General features: G+C 72.8%; 18 protein-coding genes. 10 read left to right on the forward strand and 8 right to left on the reverse strand.

From position 1 onward, the window contains the following. The first annotated feature begins 6 nt into the window (after positions 1 to 6). Complete coding sequence (locus DV20_RS26405) at positions 7 to 2,742, forward strand: FAD-binding and (Fe-S)-binding domain-containing protein (protein ID WP_043784717.1); 2,736 nt, start codon at positions 7 to 9, stop codon at positions 2,740 to 2,742. On the opposite strand, the gene DV20_RS26410 is transcribed toward DV20_RS26405, so the two are convergent. From DV20_RS26410 to DV20_RS26425, 4 genes are read right to left on the reverse strand one after another with little or no spacing between them, the layout of a single operon-like run. Further along, the gene (locus tag DV20_RS26410; RefSeq protein WP_043784719.1) at positions 2,743 to 3,306 is read right to left on the reverse strand and encodes a TetR/AcrR family transcriptional regulator; all 564 of its coding nucleotides are present in this window, start codon (positions 3,304 to 3,306) and stop codon (positions 2,743 to 2,745) included. Positions 3,307 to 3,343: 37 nt separating this feature from the next. Next, a complete protein-coding gene (locus DV20_RS26415; protein WP_043784722.1) occupies positions 3,344 to 3,541 on the reverse strand; it encodes a ferredoxin in 198 nt (65 codons plus the stop codon). 2 nt (positions 3,542 to 3,543) lie between these two features. Further along, the gene (locus tag DV20_RS26420; protein ID WP_043784723.1) at positions 3,544 to 4,758 is read right to left on the reverse strand and encodes a cytochrome P450; all 1,215 of its coding nucleotides are present in this window, start codon (positions 4,756 to 4,758) and stop codon (positions 3,544 to 3,546) included. Beyond that, positions 4,755 to 5,264 (reverse strand): PadR family transcriptional regulator, encoded by a 510-nt coding sequence (locus DV20_RS26425; RefSeq protein ID WP_043784726.1) that lies wholly within the window; start codon positions 5,262 to 5,264, stop codon positions 4,755 to 4,757. Before DV20_RS26425 ends, DV20_RS26420 begins: the two co-directional genes overlap by 4 nt. 110 nt (positions 5,265 to 5,374) lie before the next feature. Here DV20_RS26425 and DV20_RS26430 point away from each other — a divergent pair, with 110 nt between their 5' ends. Then, positions 5,375 to 6,565, forward strand: coding sequence for a cytochrome P450 (locus DV20_RS26430; protein ID WP_043784727.1), 1,191 nt, complete (start codon positions 5,375 to 5,377; stop codon positions 6,563 to 6,565). 2 nt (positions 6,566 to 6,567) lie between these two features. Further along, on the forward strand, positions 6,568 to 6,783 hold the full coding sequence (locus DV20_RS26435) for a ferredoxin (RefSeq protein WP_200876502.1): 216 nt from the start codon (positions 6,568 to 6,570) through the stop codon (positions 6,781 to 6,783). Here DV20_RS26435 and mtnA read toward each other — a convergent pair. Beyond that, entirely contained in the window at positions 6,780 to 7,745 is a 966-nt protein-coding gene (gene mtnA, locus DV20_RS26440; protein WP_043784731.1) for an S-methyl-5-thioribose-1-phosphate isomerase, read from the reverse strand. The two genes, DV20_RS26435 and mtnA, sit on opposite strands and share 4 nt — an antisense overlap. Before the next feature lie 47 nt (positions 7,746 to 7,792). Between mtnA and DV20_RS26445 the strand changes: the two genes are divergently transcribed. Then, positions 7,793 to 8,191, forward strand: a complete 399-nt coding sequence (locus tag DV20_RS26445) for a RidA family protein (protein WP_043784733.1) — start codon at positions 7,793 to 7,795, stop codon at positions 8,189 to 8,191. Between the two features lie 431 nt (positions 8,192 to 8,622). On the opposite strand, the gene DV20_RS26450 is transcribed toward DV20_RS26445, so the two are convergent. After that, positions 8,623 to 9,417 (reverse strand): PIG-L family deacetylase, encoded by a 795-nt coding sequence (locus tag DV20_RS26450; RefSeq protein ID WP_043784734.1) that lies wholly within the window; start codon positions 9,415 to 9,417, stop codon positions 8,623 to 8,625. 74 nt (positions 9,418 to 9,491) lie between these two features. On the opposite strand from DV20_RS26450, the gene DV20_RS26455 reads away from it, so the two are divergent. Next, complete coding sequence (locus tag DV20_RS26455; RefSeq protein ID WP_043784735.1) at positions 9,492 to 9,944, forward strand: DinB family protein; 453 nt, start codon at positions 9,492 to 9,494, stop codon at positions 9,942 to 9,944. On the opposite strand, the gene DV20_RS26460 is transcribed toward DV20_RS26455, so the two are convergent. Together DV20_RS26460 and DV20_RS26465 are read right to left on the reverse strand one after the other, a co-directional pair. Continuing rightward, entirely contained in the window at positions 9,941 to 10,738 is a 798-nt protein-coding gene (locus DV20_RS26460) for an Fpg/Nei family DNA glycosylase (protein WP_043784738.1), read from the reverse strand. The two genes, DV20_RS26455 and DV20_RS26460, sit on opposite strands and share 4 nt — an antisense overlap. A 72-nt stretch (positions 10,739 to 10,810) precedes the next feature. Then, on the reverse strand, positions 10,811 to 11,437 hold the full coding sequence (locus DV20_RS26465) for a VOC family protein (protein WP_043784740.1): 627 nt from the start codon (positions 11,435 to 11,437) through the stop codon (positions 10,811 to 10,813). Positions 11,438 to 11,687: 250 nt separating this feature from the next. Here DV20_RS26465 and DV20_RS26470 point away from each other — a divergent pair, with 250 nt between their 5' ends. The 5 genes from DV20_RS26470 to DV20_RS45085 all read left to right on the forward strand — a co-directional run bounded on the left by DV20_RS26470 (position 11,688) and on the right by DV20_RS45085 (position 15,900). Beyond that, positions 11,688 to 12,428, forward strand: coding sequence for a GNAT family N-acetyltransferase (locus DV20_RS26470; protein ID WP_043784743.1), 741 nt, complete (start codon positions 11,688 to 11,690; stop codon positions 12,426 to 12,428). Beyond that, positions 12,428 to 12,649 (forward strand): translation initiation factor IF-1, encoded by a 222-nt coding sequence (gene infA, locus DV20_RS26475; protein ID WP_043784745.1) that lies wholly within the window; start codon positions 12,428 to 12,430, stop codon positions 12,647 to 12,649. The genes DV20_RS26470 and infA overlap by 1 nt, the downstream gene beginning before the upstream one ends. 38 nt (positions 12,650 to 12,687) lie before the next feature. Continuing rightward, positions 12,688 to 13,011: a YciI family protein gene (locus DV20_RS26480; protein WP_043784748.1), complete on the forward strand. Its 324-nt coding sequence runs from the start codon at positions 12,688 to 12,690 to the stop codon at positions 13,009 to 13,011. Continuing rightward, positions 13,008 to 14,231: an RNA polymerase sigma factor gene (locus tag DV20_RS26485; RefSeq protein ID WP_043784749.1), complete on the forward strand. Its 1,224-nt coding sequence runs from the start codon at positions 13,008 to 13,010 to the stop codon at positions 14,229 to 14,231. The genes DV20_RS26480 and DV20_RS26485 overlap by 4 nt, the downstream gene beginning before the upstream one ends. Positions 14,232 to 14,352: 121 nt before the next feature. Further along, positions 14,353 to 15,900 (forward strand): hypothetical protein, encoded by a 1,548-nt coding sequence (locus DV20_RS45085; protein ID WP_051736129.1) that lies wholly within the window; start codon positions 14,353 to 14,355, stop codon positions 15,898 to 15,900. Position 15,901 lies beyond the last annotated feature (1 nt).

A 15,901-nucleotide genomic window follows, 5' to 3' on the forward strand; every position in this document is an offset into this window, starting at 1 on the left:
GGGGGTGTGGAGATCCTCACCGACGCCGCCGCGCTCGCGCTGTACACGACCGACGCGTCCAACTACCGCCACGTGCCCCACGGCGTGGTGCTGCCGCGGACCGTCGACGACATCGTCGCCGCGGTCGCCGCCGCCCGCGATCGCGACCTGCCGGTGATCGCGCGCGGCGGCGGCACGAGCGTCGCCGGGAACGCGTGCGGCCCGGGGCTGGTGATCGACACCTCGAGGCACCTCGGCGGGGTGCTCTCGCTGGATCCGGACACCCGGCTCGCGCGCGTGCTGCCCGGCACGGTGCTCGACGACCTGCAGGCGGTCGCGGCCCCGCACGGCCTGCGGTTCGGGCCGGACCCGTCGACGCACAGCCGCTGCACGCTCGGCGGGATGATCGGCAACAACGCGTGCGGCTCGCACTCGGTGGCGTGGGGGCGCACGGTCGACGTCGTCCACGCGCTGGAAGTCCTGCTCTACGACGGCACGCGGCTGCGCGTCGGCCCGGACGAGCCCACCGAAGGCCGGATCTTCGACGAGCTGCGCGCGCTGGTGCGCGACAACCTGGCCTTGCTGCGCAGGGAACTCTCGACGTTCCCGCGCCGGGTGTCCGGCTACGGGCTCGAACACCTGTTGCCGGAGAACGGCTTCGACGTCGCCAAGGCGCTCGTCGGCAGCGAGGGCACCTGCGTGACCATCCTGGAGGCGACGGTTTCGCTGGCCGAGCTGCCGAAGCGGCGGGTGCTCGCCGTGCTGGGCTTCCCCTCCGACATCGCCGCGGCCGACGCGGTGCCGTCGATCCTGCCGTGGTCGCCGCTGACCGTCGAAGGCGTGGACGCCGAACTCGTCGCGATGCTCCCCGGCCGGGCCGGCGACCTGCCGCCGGGCGGGGCGTGGCTGTTCGTCGAGCTGGCCGGGGACGACCCGGCGGCGCGGGCCCGTTCATTGGCGGCGTCCTTGGACCTGACGGGCTTCGCGATCCTCGACGACCCGGCCGCGCAACGCCGGTTGTGGCGCATCCGCGAGGAAGGCGCCGGGCTCGCGACGCGGCTGGCCGACGGCTCGGAGGCGTGGCCCGGCTGGGAAGACGCGGCCGTCCCGCCCGAGCGGCTCGGCGCGTACCTGCGCGAGTTCAAGGAGCTCATGCGCGCGCACGGCCGTCGCAGCGTCGTCTACGGCCACTACGGCGAAGGCTGCCTGCACCTACGGCTGGACTTCGACCTGCTCTCCTCGTCCGGCGTGGCGGACTTCCGGCGCTTCCTGGAGGAGGCCGCGGACCTCGTCGCGGCGCACGGCGGCTCGCTGTCCGGCGAGCACGGCGACGGCCAGGCGCGGTCCGAGCTGCTGTCGCGGATGTACAGCCCCGAGATGCTCGACGTCTTCGCGCGGTTCAAGGCCATCTTCGACCCGGCCGGGCGGATGAACCCCGGCATCCTGGTGGCGCCGCGGCCGATCGACGCCGACCTGCGGGTGCGGCCGACCTCCAAGTCCTTCGAGGACAGTGTCTTCCTCGGCTACCCGGAGGACCGGGGCAGCTTCGGCCAGGCGATGCGGCGCTGCGTCGGGGTCGGGAAGTGCCGCAACACCAGCGGTGGCGGCGTGATGTGCCCGAGTTACCGGGCCACCCGCGAGGAACAGCACTCGACGCGCGGACGGGCGCACCTGCTCGCGGAGATGATCAACGGTGAAGTGATCAAGGACGGCTGGCGCTCGGCCGAAGTGCACGACGCACTAGATCTGTGCCTGTCCTGCAAGGGCTGCCTCTCCGACTGCCCGGTCGACGTCGACATGGCGACGTACAAGGCCGAGTTCCTGCACCAGCACTACCGGCGGCGGCTGCGGCCGGCGTCGCACTACTCGATGGGCTGGCTGCCGCTGTGGCTGCGGCTCAGCGCGTTGGCGCCGCGGCTGGCCAATCTCGTGGGACGGTCGCGGTTCGCCGGCTTGGTGAAACGCCTCGGCGGGATAGCGCCGGAACGTGCGCTGCCTTCCTTCGCGCCTTCACCGTTCACGTCGTCGCGCGCGGATCTCCGGCGGAGGGCGTCAGGGGAGCGCCGGGTGGTGCTGTGGCCGGACTCGTTCAACAACTACCTGACGCCGTCGGTGCTCGACGCGGCCCACGAGGTGCTCACCGCGGCCGGCTACGACGTCGTGCTGCCGGACCGTGGCGTCTGCTGTGGACTGACGTGGGTGTCGACGGGCCAGCTCGGCGTCGCGCGCCGCGTCCTGGACCGGACCCTTTCCGTGCTGGCGCCGTACCTGGAAGACGGCTACGAGGTGGCGGGCCTGGAACCGAGCTGCACGGCACTGTTCCGCGGCGACCTGCCCGCGCTCATGCCGGGCGACGCGCGTGTGGAGCTGCTGGCTTCCCGGACGTTCACGTTCGCCGAGCTGCTGGAGCGGGCGCCGATCCCGTTCGCGGCGCTCGACGTCGACGCGATCACGCAGGTGCACTGCCACCAGCACGCGGTCCTCGGCTTCGGCGCCGACGAATCCGCGCTGGCGGCCGCCGGCGTCCGGAACACCACGCTGGACTCGGGTTGCTGCGGCCTGGCGGGCAATTTCGGCTTCGAACGCGGCCACTACGACGTCTCGAAGGCGGTCGCGGAGGACCGGATGCTGCCGGCGATCCGCGCGGCAGGCCCGGACACCGTGGTGGTCTCGGACGGCTTCAGCTGCCGGACGCAGATCGCCCAGGAGTCGGGCCGGACGCCGGTGCACCTGGCGGAACTGCTGCGGCGGGCGCTCCCGTGATCATCCGGCGCGCTCCAGCAGCGTCCGGACGGCGGTGAGGACGAGCCGGACGATGTCGTCGGGGTCGGCACCGGCCAGTGGCTGCTTGCCGGTGAGCTCGCGGACCACCCCGATGCCCATCAGCCAGGCGAGCGCGAGGTCGGCGCGCAGCTCGGCGTCCGGGGCGTCGGTCAGCGTGGCCAGGATCCGGGTGTACTCCTGGCCGATCTCCTCGCGCAGCACCGCCCCGACGTCGCCGCTGCCCGAGGAGCGCAGGTACGTCTCCAGCGTCCGGTTGTGGTCGCTCCCCGGCGCGAGCATGCTGCGCAGCGACTCGCTGAGCAGCAGCTCGGGCGGGTGGGTTTCCAGGTGCTCGCGCCCGCTGCGGGCGATGACCGCCTCGAACAGCGCTTCCTTGCTGCCGAAGTAGCGGAAGAGCAGCGCCTGGTTGACCTCGGCCAGGTCGGCGATGTCGCGCACGGTCGTCCGGTCGAACCCGCGCTCGGCGAACAGCTTCGCGCCGGCGTCGAGCAGCGCCTGCCGCGTCGCGGCCGCGTCCCGCCTCCGGCCGGCCTGTTCCGTCATCGGAGCAGGCTAACCGGCGGGCCGGGACGTGGCCGCGCTAGCTGCCGGAAACCCGGATCGCGGCGGCCGGGCAGGTCAGTTCGGCCTGCCGGACCGCGTCCTGTTCCCCGGCGGGCGGCTCGGCGGCGAGGAGGACGACCGTGCCGTCGTCTTCGTTCTGGTCGAACGTCTCCGGCGCGAGCAGCACGCACTGGCCGGACGAAACGCAGCTTCCCGTGTCGACGGTGACCTTCACGCTCACCACTCCACCGGAACGCGCTCGACGCCGCCGGCCACGCGGTTGGTGCGGACCGGGATCTCGTCGAGCCCGACGGCCAGCCGCAGGCCGGGGAAGCGGCGGAACAGCTTCGGGAACACCGTCCGCAGCTCGGTGCGGGCGAGGTTGGCGCCGATGCAGACGTGGGCGCCGGTGCCGAAGGCGAGGTGCACGTTCGGCGTGCGGTCCGGGTCGAACCCGTCCGGGTCGGCGAACACCGAGGCGTCCCGGTTGGCCGCGTCGCTGGAGATGAGCACGGCGTCGCCGCGCCTGATCCGCGTCCCGGCGATCTCGACGTCTTCGTGCGCGTACCGCAGCAGGCCGGTGCCGCTGGTCGCGGTCAGCCGCAGGATCTCCTCGACGGTCTGGTTGACCTGGCCATCGGGGTCGGCGGCGAAGCGGTCGCGGCGGGCGGTGTCGCTGAGCAGGAACAGCGTGCCCATCGCGATGCGCGTCGACGTCGTCTCGTGGCCGGCGAACAGCAGGCCGGCGCCCATCCGCGCGAGGTCTTCGTCGGTGAAGGTGGGGTCCTCCGCCTGGACCCCGACCATGTCGGAGATGACGTCGGGCTGCGGGTTCGCGCGCTTGGCGTCGGCCAGCTTCGTCATGTAGGCCATGAACTCCGCCATGGCCGCCTGGGCGTCTTCGCCGCCGTCCATCACCGCGATCCGCTCGGACAGCCCGCGGAAGTGCTCCCGGTCGGCGTACGGCACGCCGAGCAGCTCGCAGATCACCAGCACCGGCAGCGGAAAGGCGAGGAACTCGGTCAGGTCGACCGGCTCGCCCGGGTTCGCTTGGCGTGCGGCCGCCAGCTCGTCGAGGCAGCGGTCGGTCAGTTCGGCGATGCGGTCGCCGAGGGCGCGCATGCGGGGCGCGGAGAACGCGGGCGCCAGCATCCGGCGCATCCGCTTGTGCTCGCGCTCTTCGTTCTCGAAGTCGCCGCTCGGGCCGTTCTGCAGCGCGGCGTGGGAGATCCGCGACGCCTGTTCCGGCGCCGGGTGCGACCGGCCGAAGCGGCGGTCGCGGAAGACCTCCTTGGCCTCCTCGTAGGAGGTCACCAGCCAGGCCGGGTCGCCGGCCGGGGTGAGCACCCGGCTCACCGGCGCCTGCCGGCGGAGGATCGCGTAGTCCGGGGCGATCGCGAGCGCGTCCGCGCGGGCGAAGGGGAGGCGAGGCGTCTCTTCGGTGGTGGTCATGCGTCTTCCCTCGGATCGGTGGTGAGGTCGGCGAGCCAGCGGAGTTCGGCGTCGAACTTCCCGAGCACGTGCCGCAGCGCGGCGCGGCTCCACGGATCGGCCTGCCCGGCGGCGAGCCCGGTGAGCCGGCCGTGCTCGGCGATCAACGCCTCCTTGCGGACTTCGAGCACGCGGGCTCGTTCCTCCGGGCGCAGCCAGGCGAAGTTCCCGACGCGGGCCAGGAACTCCGGTTCGTTGAGCGCCAGATCGCCGGGGAAGTCCGCGAGCATGTCGTGCAGCAGCTCCCGCCCGACCTCGGTGATGGTGTAGACGTGCCGCGGTGGTTTGGCCTCCTGCTCCTCCGCGCTGCGGCTCACCGCGCCCGCGTCGACGAAGCGCCGGAGCGTGGGGTAGAGCGAGTTGTTGGACAGGGTGTGGCCGGTCGAAGCCTCCACGGCCTTGCGCAGTTCGTAGCCGTGCATCGGCTCGACGGCCAGCTTCGACAGCAGGAGGATTTCGATCCACACCTAGGTCACCGTAACCTAGGATTCGGTGACGGGGCAATGGCTGATCGTGACAGGTGGGGAAAAACTGGGTAGCGTTGTAAGCAGCTGCTTACAACCTCCGGGGGTTCCGCATGACCGCCACCCACACCGAACCGCTCGCCTACCCCTTCAACGAGGAGGCCGGGCTCGACCTGAACGAGGCGTACGCGGCCGCCCGGGAGGGCGCGGGCATGGTCCGGGTGAAGATGACCTACGGGGAGCCGGCGTGGCTGGCCACCCGCTACGCCGACGCCCGGCTGGTGCTGGGCGATCGGCGGTTCTCGCGGGCGATGGAGAAGGAAAAGGACGCCCCGCGCCGGCTGCCGAAGGTGAGCGACGGCGGCATCCTGCAGATGGACCCGCCCGACCACACGCGGCTGCGGACGCTGGTCGCGAAGGCGTTCACCATGCGCCGCGTCGAGCAGCTGCGGCCGCGGGTCGCGACGCTGGCGGCCGAGCTGGTCGCGGACATGAAGGCGGCCGGGGCGCCCGCCGACCTCGTCGACGCCTTCGCGTTGCCGATCCCGGTCGCGGTGATCTGCGAGCTGCTCGGCGTCCCGGTCGCCGACCGGCCGAAGTTCCGCGTGTGGAGCGACGCGGCGCTGTCCACGAGCGGGCTGACGGCCGAGGAGTTCGAGCGCAACCGCGAAGAGCTGCGCGACTACATGCGCGGCCTGATCGCCGACCACCGCGAGCGGCCGCGGGACGACCTGATGACCGCGCTGATCGAGGCCCGCGACGTCCGTGACCGGCTGACCGAGCTGGAGCTGGTCGACCTGTGCGTCGGCATCCTCGTCGCCGGGCACGAGACCACGGCGAGCCAGATCCCGAACTTCGTCTACGCGCTGCTGGACCAGCACGCGCAGTGGGAGCGGCTGTGCGCCGGCCCGGACCTGATCCCGGCCGCGGTCGAGGAGCTGCTGCGGTTCGTGCCGCTGGGCGCCGGCGCCGGATTCCCGCGCTACGCCACCGAAGACGTCACGGTCGGCGGCGTGCTGGTCCGGGCGGGGGAGCCGGTGCTGGTGGCGGTCGGCGCGGCCAACCGCGACCGGCTGCAGTTCGACGACGCGGACGAGCTGCGCTTCGACCGCACCGAGAACCACCACCTGGGCTTCGGTCACGGTGTCCACCACTGCCTCGGCGCGCCCCTGGCCCGGCTGGAGCTGCAGGAGGCGCTGCGCGCGTTGGTCACCGAGATGCCGGGGCTGCACCTCGCCGGCGATATCGTGTGGAAGACGCAGATGCTCGTCCGCGGACCGCGGTCGATGCCGATCGGATGGTGATGATGAGCTGGGACGTGAAAGTCGACGAACACACCTGCATCGGGTCGGGGATGTGCGCGGCGCTGATGCCCGAGGTGTTCACCCTCGACGGCGCGGTGGCGCACCCGGTGACGCCGTCGGTCGAAGCCGACGAGACGGTGCTCGACGTGGCGGACTCCTGCCCGGCCATGGCGATCACGGTCACCGACGGCGGCCGCGAGATCGGCCCGCGTCCCTAGGGTGCGAACCGGCCGTGCTCGGTGACCACGGCCGTGACGAGTTCGAACGGGGTGACGTCGAAGGCGGGGTTGAAGACCCGCGCGTCCTCCGGGGTGATCGGGGTGCCGGCGTATCCGGTGAGCTCGCGGGCGTCGCGTTCCTCGATGACGACGCCCGTGCCGTCCGCGAGCTTGGTGTCCACAGTGGACGACGGGGCGACCACGACGAACGGCACACCGTGGTGCTTCGCGGCGATGGCGAGCCCGTAGGTGCCGATCTTGTTGGCGACGTCACCGTTCGCGGCGATCCGGTCGGCCCCGACGAGCACGCAGTCGACCATCCCGCGCGCCATGGCGGCCGCGGCGGCGCCGTCGGGCTGGACGCGGTAGGGGACGTTCTCCTGGGCGAGCTCCCACGCGGTCAGCCGGGCGCCTTGGAGCAGCGGGCGCGTCTCGTCGACGAGGACCTCTCCGACGAGCCCGCGAGCGTGCAGGTGCCAGACGACGCCGAGGGCACTGCCCCAGCCGACGGTCGCCAGCCGCCCGGCGTTGCAGTGGCTGAGCAGCCTCAAGGGACGTCGAGGACACTCGGCGAGCACGATTTCGGCGGCGTGGGCCGAGGCGGTCTTGTTCAGCCGTTCGTCCTCGTCGAGCAGGGCCAGCGCTTCGGCGAGAACGGCGTCTTTGCCCTGGTGGAGTTTCCCGAGCGCGCGCTCGACACCCCAGGCGAGGTTGACGGCGGTGGGCCGCGCGTGCGCGAGCAGCTCGGCGTCTCTTCGGACGTCGCTGTCCAGGTGAGCGGACAGCGCGACCCCGAGCGCCCCGGCGGCCCCGAGAGCGGGCGCGCCCCGCACGGCGAGCCGCTTGACGGCGTCGACGAGTTCGCCGACGGTCCGCAGCTCGAGGAGCCGGTATGCACCGGGCAGCGCGGTCTGGTCGATGACGACGACGGCACCGTCGGCCCAATCGATGGTCCTGCGCACAAGCCCTCCCGGGGAAATCCGCTTGCCGCGGCGGCGAAGATGCGGCTGTGACCATTGAACGGCAGAACCCACCCGGCCTGCACACCCCACCGGGCTACCACCACGTGACGGTGACAACGCCGTCCCGGACGGTGTACCTGGCAGGCCAGTGCCCCCTGACCGAGGACGGCACGGTGGTAGAGGGCGACGTCCTGGCCCAGACGGACCAGGTCATCGCCAACACGGCGACGGCCCTGGAGTACGCGGGCGCCTCACCGTCCGACGTGGTCCGCACGGTGGTCTACGTGGTGACGGAGGACCGCGAGGTGTTGTCCGCGGTGTGGTCCCGCCTGACGAGCTCACCGATCGCGGCGGCATTCAGCACGGCGAGCACCCTGCTGGGGGTCGCCCAGCTGGGCTACCCGGGCCAGCTGGTGGAACTGGACGTAACGGCCGCACTCCCCTGACCCGCGATGCCCCCTCAGTCACACGAGACACCCGCTCAATCACGCGAGATGCCCGCTCAGTCACGCGAGATGCCCGCTCAGTCACGCGAGATGCCCCTCGAATCACACGAGAGCTGCACTCAAGCACACAGGTCGCGGATTTAACCCCCGCGAGCGCGCGGGCACCGGAGCGGGCACTCGCCTGCCGGGAGGTCGGTGCGCGCGGTCGGCGGCCCGGCTCGCGTGATCGGAGGGGCATCTCGCGTGATTGGAGAGCCATCTCGCGTGATTGGAGGGGCATCATCCGTGATTGGAGGGGCATCACGGCTCCAGCTGGCTATTTCCCCCGGCTGGCAGCCCCGCCCTGCCCCCTTGCACGACCGGCCCGCCCCGTGCCAACCTCTCCCGGCCCCGGCCCCGGCCCCGGCCCCGGCCCCGGCCCCGGCCCCGGGTCAGAGGCCGGCCATGAGGTCTGTTTCGGTGATTCCGGGGCCTTGGCCCTGGCGGATGAACCACTCCGTGCCGAAGGCGAACGTGAACGCGTCGTCCGGCATGGCCAGCATGAACATGTCCTCGCTGATCTGGCTGGGGTGCGCCCGCATCGCCGCCCGCTTGACCGGCGCGTACTTCGACACGTCGACCGCCGCCGTGATCTCCGCCTCCGGCTTGCCGAACTCCACGTTCTCCGGTGGCTTCGGGGCCGCCTCCGGGGGCATCAGGCCCTGCTCGACCGCTGCTTCGAAGCCGCGCTGCATGAACTCGCGGTTGAACGTCGCCTGGAACACGCGGGCCGTTCCGGCCAGCTCCGCCGCGCGGAGGCCGACCCGGTGCACCTGGATGTGGTCCGGGTGGCCGTAGTCGCCGTTGTCGTCGTACACCGTCAGGACGTCGGCCGACTCCTCGCGCAGGATCGCGGCGAGCTGCTCGGCCGCCTTCTCGACGTCCGCGCGCCAGAAGCACGCCGGGTCGTCGTTCGTCGGCTCGCCCATCATCCCCGAGTCGCGGTAGCCGAGGAACTCGACGCGCTCGACGCCGAGGATCTCCGCCGCCGCGTACGACTCCTGGACGCGCCGGTCCGCCAGTTTCTCGCCCTCGGCGAGGAAACCGTCGGGTACCTCGCCCACCTCGCCCTTGGTGGCGACGACGAGCACGACCCGGTGCCCCTCTTCGACGGCCTTGCGCATGACGCCCGCGGTGCGGAGGCACTCGTCGTCCGGGTGGGCGTGGAAGGTGACCAGTGTTGCCATGTCCGCGACGGTACCGGCAACCCCCGACAAAAACCGCCCGCGAGGATGCGCTCCGCCCGTTAAGGTCCGCGACCGTGACGGAGAAGAGCACGTTGCTGACGTTCCTGCGCGCCCAGCGCGAGAGCGTCCTGGCGATCCTCGACGGCCTCGACGAGCAGGCCCTGACGACGGCGGTCCTCCCGTCCGGCTGGACCCCGCTGGGCATGGTCGCCCACCTCGGGGACGCGGAGCGGCACTGGTTCCAGGAGGTCGTCACCGGCACGGCGGGGCCGGGCGAGCCCGCGTCCAAGAGCCCGGAAGCCGTCTTCGCCTACTACCGCGAACAGTGCCGCCGGTCCGACGAAGTCTTCGCCGCGACGCCGTTGTCCGCGCGGCCGCGGGGGCGTCACCCCGGCCCGTTCGGGGACCAGATCACCGATTTGCGCGGCGTCGTGCTGCACGTCATCGAGGAGACGGCCCGGCACGCCGGCCACCTGGACGTGGTGCGGGAACTGCTCGACGGCCGCACCGGCCTGGGCCCCCGCTAGGCCTGCTCCGCCGGGCACCACCAGGTCGACCGGCCGCCGACCGTCCCGTGGCGCATCTCCGCGCCGCAGCGCGGGCAGTGGTCGCCGGCCCGGCGGTGGCCGATGATCTCGCCGGTGTGCACGCCGCCGTGGCGGATCGCCGCGCGCAACGCCTTCCGCAGCGCCTTGTGCAGGTTCGCGAGGTCGTCGCCGGTCAGCTCGTTCACCGGCCGCGCCGGGGAAAGCGCGGCCTGCCAGAGGGTCTCGTCGGCCAGCAGGTTGCCGATCCCGGCCACCACCGACTGGTCCAGCAGCCGCGCCTTCAGCGGCGCCCGCCCGCGGCCGACGCGCTCGCCGAAGTCGCGGCGCGAGATCTCGCCGGCGTCGGGGCCGAGCGCGTCGAGGTCCGGGTCGAGCCGCACCCGGCTGAGCCGCCGCGTGTCGAACAGGCGCAGCTGTTCGCCGTCGGCGAAAGTGATCCCGAAGCGGAACCACTCCGCCTTCTCGGCACGGTCGCGGAACCGTTGCGGGCCGGGCGGCCCGCTCTCGCCCGCGAACCGCAGCTGGCCGGCCATCCCGAGGTGCAGGCCGAGGTTCGGGCCCGGCTGCCCGTCGCCGCCTTCCGTTTCGCACCACAGCGTCTTGCCCCGCCGGTGCGCTTCGGTGAGCCGGCCGCCCCGCAACGCCGTGGCGATGTCACCGGGGGCGTGCGGGCGGCAGACCCAGTCGTCGTGGTCGTCGACCTCGCGGATCTTCCGGCCGAGGGCGCCGGCGAGGACTTGCCGGGCGAGTTCCACTTCGGGGAGTTCGGGCACCCGGGCCAGTCTGCCGGAACCTCGCCGGTGACGCCGTGCCAGCCGGAGTGCCGGCAGGTCCGCCGCGGCTGATCAGGACAGGCGCGCGGCGGCGGTGGTTTCCCAGGCGAAGCCGTCCGGGTCGGTGAACGCGCTGGCCGCGCCGCCGACCGCGATCCGGTGCGAGCCGCTGCCCTCGGGGGCGACACCGGCCTGCTTGGCGAGCGCCTTGCGCCGGTAGAGGGCGAGCTTGACGGAGTTGTCCCCGGACTCGAACTCGACGTACACCCGGCCGAAGCTCTTGCCGACCGTCAGGCCGTGGCCGACGTAGAACTTCTTGCTGGCGGCCACATCGGCGACGCCCAGCAGGAGCACGATCGCGTCGAACGCGCGGGTGGCCGGGCCGGTGTTCTTCTTGGCGGAGGTGGCGATCGTCCAGATCGCGCCGTCGGGTGCCTGGACGGCGCCGCCGTAGCCCCACATCGACTTCGCGGGGGCCTTCAGCTGCGTGGCGCCGGCGGCGATCGCGGTGCCGACGAAGGAGTCGACGTCGGCGGGTTGCGCGACGGTGAGGGAGAGGGTGTAGCCGCGGAAGCCGGCCGAGGGCTCGTCCGCGACCCGGAACCGCAGCTGGGTGGTGAGCCCGAAGGCGTCGGCGTAGAAGCGCTCGGCGGCGGCGGTGTCGGGGACTTCGAGGGTGATGGTTTCGATGTTCGTCATGCCGAGAACGCTAGGTCCGGGCCGGCGGCCGGTGCTTCTCGATTCCTGACCGGTCCGCGCGGCGGGGTGCGGAAAAGGAGTGGAAGCGACGAGCGGCGGTCTGATAGCGTGCCGCCGTCCGTGACCCGGCCTGGGGAGGTGAGAACCCGTGAACGCTGCAACGCTGTGGGTGCTCCCCCTCGTCGTCACGGGCGGGCCGGTCTAGCTGTCGCCGGGAGCACCTGGAACAGGACTCCCGAAAGGCGACACCATGAACCATGTGCACCACAGGCCGGTGATCACCCGCGTCGCGCGGCGGCACTGGCACGCGCTCGACGACGACCGGGTGGTGGGCCGCGCCGAAGCGTCCCCGCGCCCGGACGGCCGGCTCTTCCTCAGCATCGACACGTGGCACGACGCGGATTTCGCGCCGTTGGCCGCCGCGATGCTGGCCGAGCTGCCGAGGCCGCTCTACACCGTGGTCGACGACGTCGACCGGGATCTCCGGGCCCGCTGGGAATCCGCCGGGTTCACGACCCGGCGCCGGGAGCGGGAGTACCTCGTCCCGGCGGCGCCGGGCGCGGTTCCCCCGAGCCCCGGCGTGACGATCGGGCCGCCGTCCGACCCGGAACCGCTGCGCTCGCTGGAGACGTCGATCCGCGCGGAAATCGAGGCGACGGTCGGCTGGCAGGAAATGCCCGCGGAGGTGCTGGCCCGCCCGCTGGACCTCTCGAGCTACACGGTGGCCGCGTCCGGGGACGAGTACGTGGGCCTCCTGCGCCTGGCGGCGGTGCCGCGGCAGCCGCGGATCGGCCTGCTCGCGGTCCGCGCGGACCACCGGCGTTCCGGGATCGGCCGCGCGCTGCTGACCCAGGTACTGGACGCCTTGCACCACCGGGGCGTCCCGGCGGCATCGGCCGAGGTGAACGAAGCCAACCCGGCGGCTGTCGCGTTGTTCGAGGGCGCCGGAGCCCGCCTGGTGGGCGGCAACGTCGAGCTGGTGCTGCGCTGATGGCCGACAAAGCAGGCATCGAAGTCGAGGGCACGGTCGTCGAGTGCCTGCGGAACGCGACGTTCCGGGTGGAGCTGGAGAACGGGCACAAGGTGCTCGCGCACATCAGCGGCAAGATCCGGAAGAACTTCATCAAGATCCTGCCGTTCGACCGGGTCCTGGTGGAGCTGAGCCCGTACGACCTGAACCGGGGGCGGATCCTGTTCCGGTACCGGACGTAGCCTGACGTCCCACCGCCCTCCTGCGAGAGGATCTTCCGATGCAGTACCTGGTTTCCGTCATCGACGACAAGGCCGAGCCCGGCCGCACGGACCGGCAGCCCGCCATCAGCGAGTTCAACGATCGGCTCGTCGCCGAGGGTTACTGGGTCTTCGCGGGCGGGCTCGCGGACACCGATTCGGCCACCGTGGTCGACAACCGGGGCGAGCGGGCGGTGATCAGCGACGGGCCGTTCGTGGAGTCGAAGGAGTACCTCGCCGGCGTCTGGGTGTGGGAGGTCCCGGATCTGGACGTGGCGCTCAAGCTCGCCGCCGAGGCGTCGAAGGTGTGCGACCGCAAGATCGAGGTACGACCGTTCCGGTGAGTGACGTCGAAGCGGCGGTGACCCGGGCCCACCGCGCCGAGTGGGCCCGGGTGGTGGCCGCGCTGACCAGGCGGTTCGGGGATCTCGACGTCGCCGAAGAGGCGGCCGCCGAGGCGTTCGCGACCGCCGTCGAGCGGTGGCCCGCCGACGGCGTTCCCCCGAACCCCGGCGCCTGGCTCACCACCACCGCCGCCCGCAAGGCCATCGACCGGATCCGGCGCGAGGCCAAGCGCGGCGACAAGTACCGGGAGGCCCGGCTGGTACAGGACGACACCCCGGCCGAGCCTCCCGGCGCCATCGGCGACGACCGGCTCCGGCTGATCTTCACGTGCTGCCACCCGGCACTGGCGACGCAGAGCCGCGTGGCGCTGACGCTGCGCCTGGTCGGCGGGCTGACCGTGCCCGAGATCGCCCGCGCCTTCCTGGTGCGCGAGTCTGCATTGGAACAGCGGATCACCCGCGCCAAGGCCAAGATCAAGGCGGCGCGCATCCCGTACCGCGTGCCGTCCGCCGAGGACCTGCCCGCCCGCGTGTCCAGTGTGCTCACCGTCCTCTTCCTCGTCTTCAACGAGGGCTACCTGGCGACCGGCCCCGGCACCGACCCGATCCGGCACGACCTGACCACCGAGGCGATCCGGCTCACCCGCCTGCTCCACGCCCTCCTCCCGGACGACGGCGAGGTGACCGGGCTGCTGGCGCTGATGCTGCTCACCGAGGCCCGCCGCCCGGCCCGCGTTTCGGCGGGCGAGCTCGTCGCGCTCGACGAGCAGGACCGCGGCGCCTGGGACACCGCGCTGATCGCCGAAGGGCACCGGCTGGTGCGCGAACGCCTCGCGGCCGGGGTGGCGCCGGGCCGCTACCAGATCCTCGCGGCGATCAACGCCGTGCACACGTCCGCGCGCGACTTCCGCGACACCGACTGGTCCCAGGTCATCGCCCTCTACGACCAGCTGATCCGTGTCGACCCGTCGCCGGTCGTCGCGCTCAACCGGGCGGTCGCGGTCGCCGAGCTCGACGGCCCGGAGGTGGCGCTGGCGGCGATCGGCCGGCTCGAGGACCAGCTGGCCGGCTACCACGCGTACCACGTGACCAGGGCCGACCTGCTGCGGCGGCTGTCCCGCGGGGCGGAGGCGCGGGCGGCGTACGACAAAGCCATCGAGCTGGCGGGCAACACCGCCGAAGTCGCGTACCTGACGCGCCGCCGGGATCAGCTGCGGTAGCGATCAGGTCCACATCGGACCGGACCCGGGCGGCCGCCGGCCCGGGGAGTGGACCAGGGCCTGGCCGTTCCGGGGCCCAGCCGTGTCACGGTCGTGATCACCGCGCTCCAGGCTGTACCAGATGCGAACCGGGGTCCTTCTGCGCTGGCCGGCGCATCCGTTGATCGTCGCCGCCGCCGCGGTGCTGCTGCTCAACGACCATGTGCTCAAACCGGCGTGGCCGGGGTTCGTCACCGGCAAGCTCAGCGACGTGGCCGGGCTGGTGGCGGCGCCGCCGGTGCTCGCGCTGCTGCTCGGCCTGTTCCTCGCCGACCGGGCCGGCGCCGCGGCCGCGGTGCTCCTCACCGGCGCCGGGTTCGCGTGGGTCAAGCTGACCGCCACCGGCGCCGACGCCGCCTCGGCCGCGTGGTCGGTCGTCAACGGGCCTTCGGTGATCCTGGCCGATCCAAGCGACCTGGTCGCGCTGCCCGCCCTGGGCCTGTCCTGGTGGGCCTGGCGCCGGGTCGCGGCGGCTCCGCCACTGCCGGAGCGCCTGGTGTTCCGGGTGCGGGTGCTCGTCGCGACGCCGTTCGCCGTGCTGGCGATCACCGCCACCTCGGCGCCCTCCGAGACGCTGCCGTCGGTCGACTCCGTCAGGATCGAAGGCACCCAGGTGGTGGTCGAGGCGAACGGCGGGAGCTACGGCTCCACCTCGGGCCTCGACGGCTGGCGGTTCCTGTCGGAGGTGCCCTCGGCGGAATCCGCGCCGCGCCGGCCGCGGGTCGAAGCCTGCGCGCCCGAGTCCGCCGCGCACTGCTACCGGGTGCACGGTGCCGGCGTCATCGACAACATGGACTCGCACGGTGGCCGCATGCTCGGCGTCGACGAGACGACCGATGCCGGCCGGACCTGGCACACCGCCTGGGAGGTGCCCGCCGTCCGGTGGCTGTTCGTCGAGCGCCAGCACCCGTTCCCCGCCTCGGTGACGCGGGTGTCCGAACTGGCCAGCACGGAGATCGCCGTCCGGGCCGTCCCGGGTGGACACCAGGTGATCGTGGTCAACGGCGTGGAAGGGCTGACGGTCCGCGACGCCGGCGGCGCCTGGCACCGGATCCCGTTCGTGGTCCCCGGGAAGGGGCTGGACATCCGGCCGGTGCCGCTCACCGCGTTCGGCCGGGCGATCGGCGATGACGTCGGCACCGCCGGGCTGCTGACCCTGCTCGCCCTGCTGATCGGGACGACGGTGGCGGCCGGCCGGGTGCGCGCCCGGAACGGACGCGGGCTGCTGGCCGCGCTCCCCATCGGCGGGTTCCTCGTCGCGGCCATCCCGCTCAGCGGCTTCGTGGCGTTCTTCGGCTCGGACGCCGGGCAGTCGACCGGCCTCTGGCTCGTGACCAGCTTGTGCCTGGTCGGCGTCGGTATCGCGCTCATCCTGGTGCCCCGGCCCCTGCGCCGCTCGCGCATGCCGGCGGTGGCCGCGGCCGCCGTCCTGACCGGACTGGCGTCCGCCGGGCCCGCGCTGGGCTGGACCCTGGGCCACCCGCAGGAGCACGGCACGGCCGTCGTCCTCGGGCTGGTCCTCGCCGCGGTGAGCCTGCCGGTGGTCGTCGCGGCCGGCTGGTGGGCCGGCGCGCTCGACCCGCCGCGGCTGGAGGAACCGCCTTGGCCGCCGATGCCGGGGGCGCGGTGAG

This window comes from Amycolatopsis rifamycinica, assembly GCF_000695625.1.
GTDB classification, from domain to species: Bacteria; Actinomycetota; Actinomycetes; order Mycobacteriales; family Pseudonocardiaceae; genus Amycolatopsis; species Amycolatopsis rifamycinica.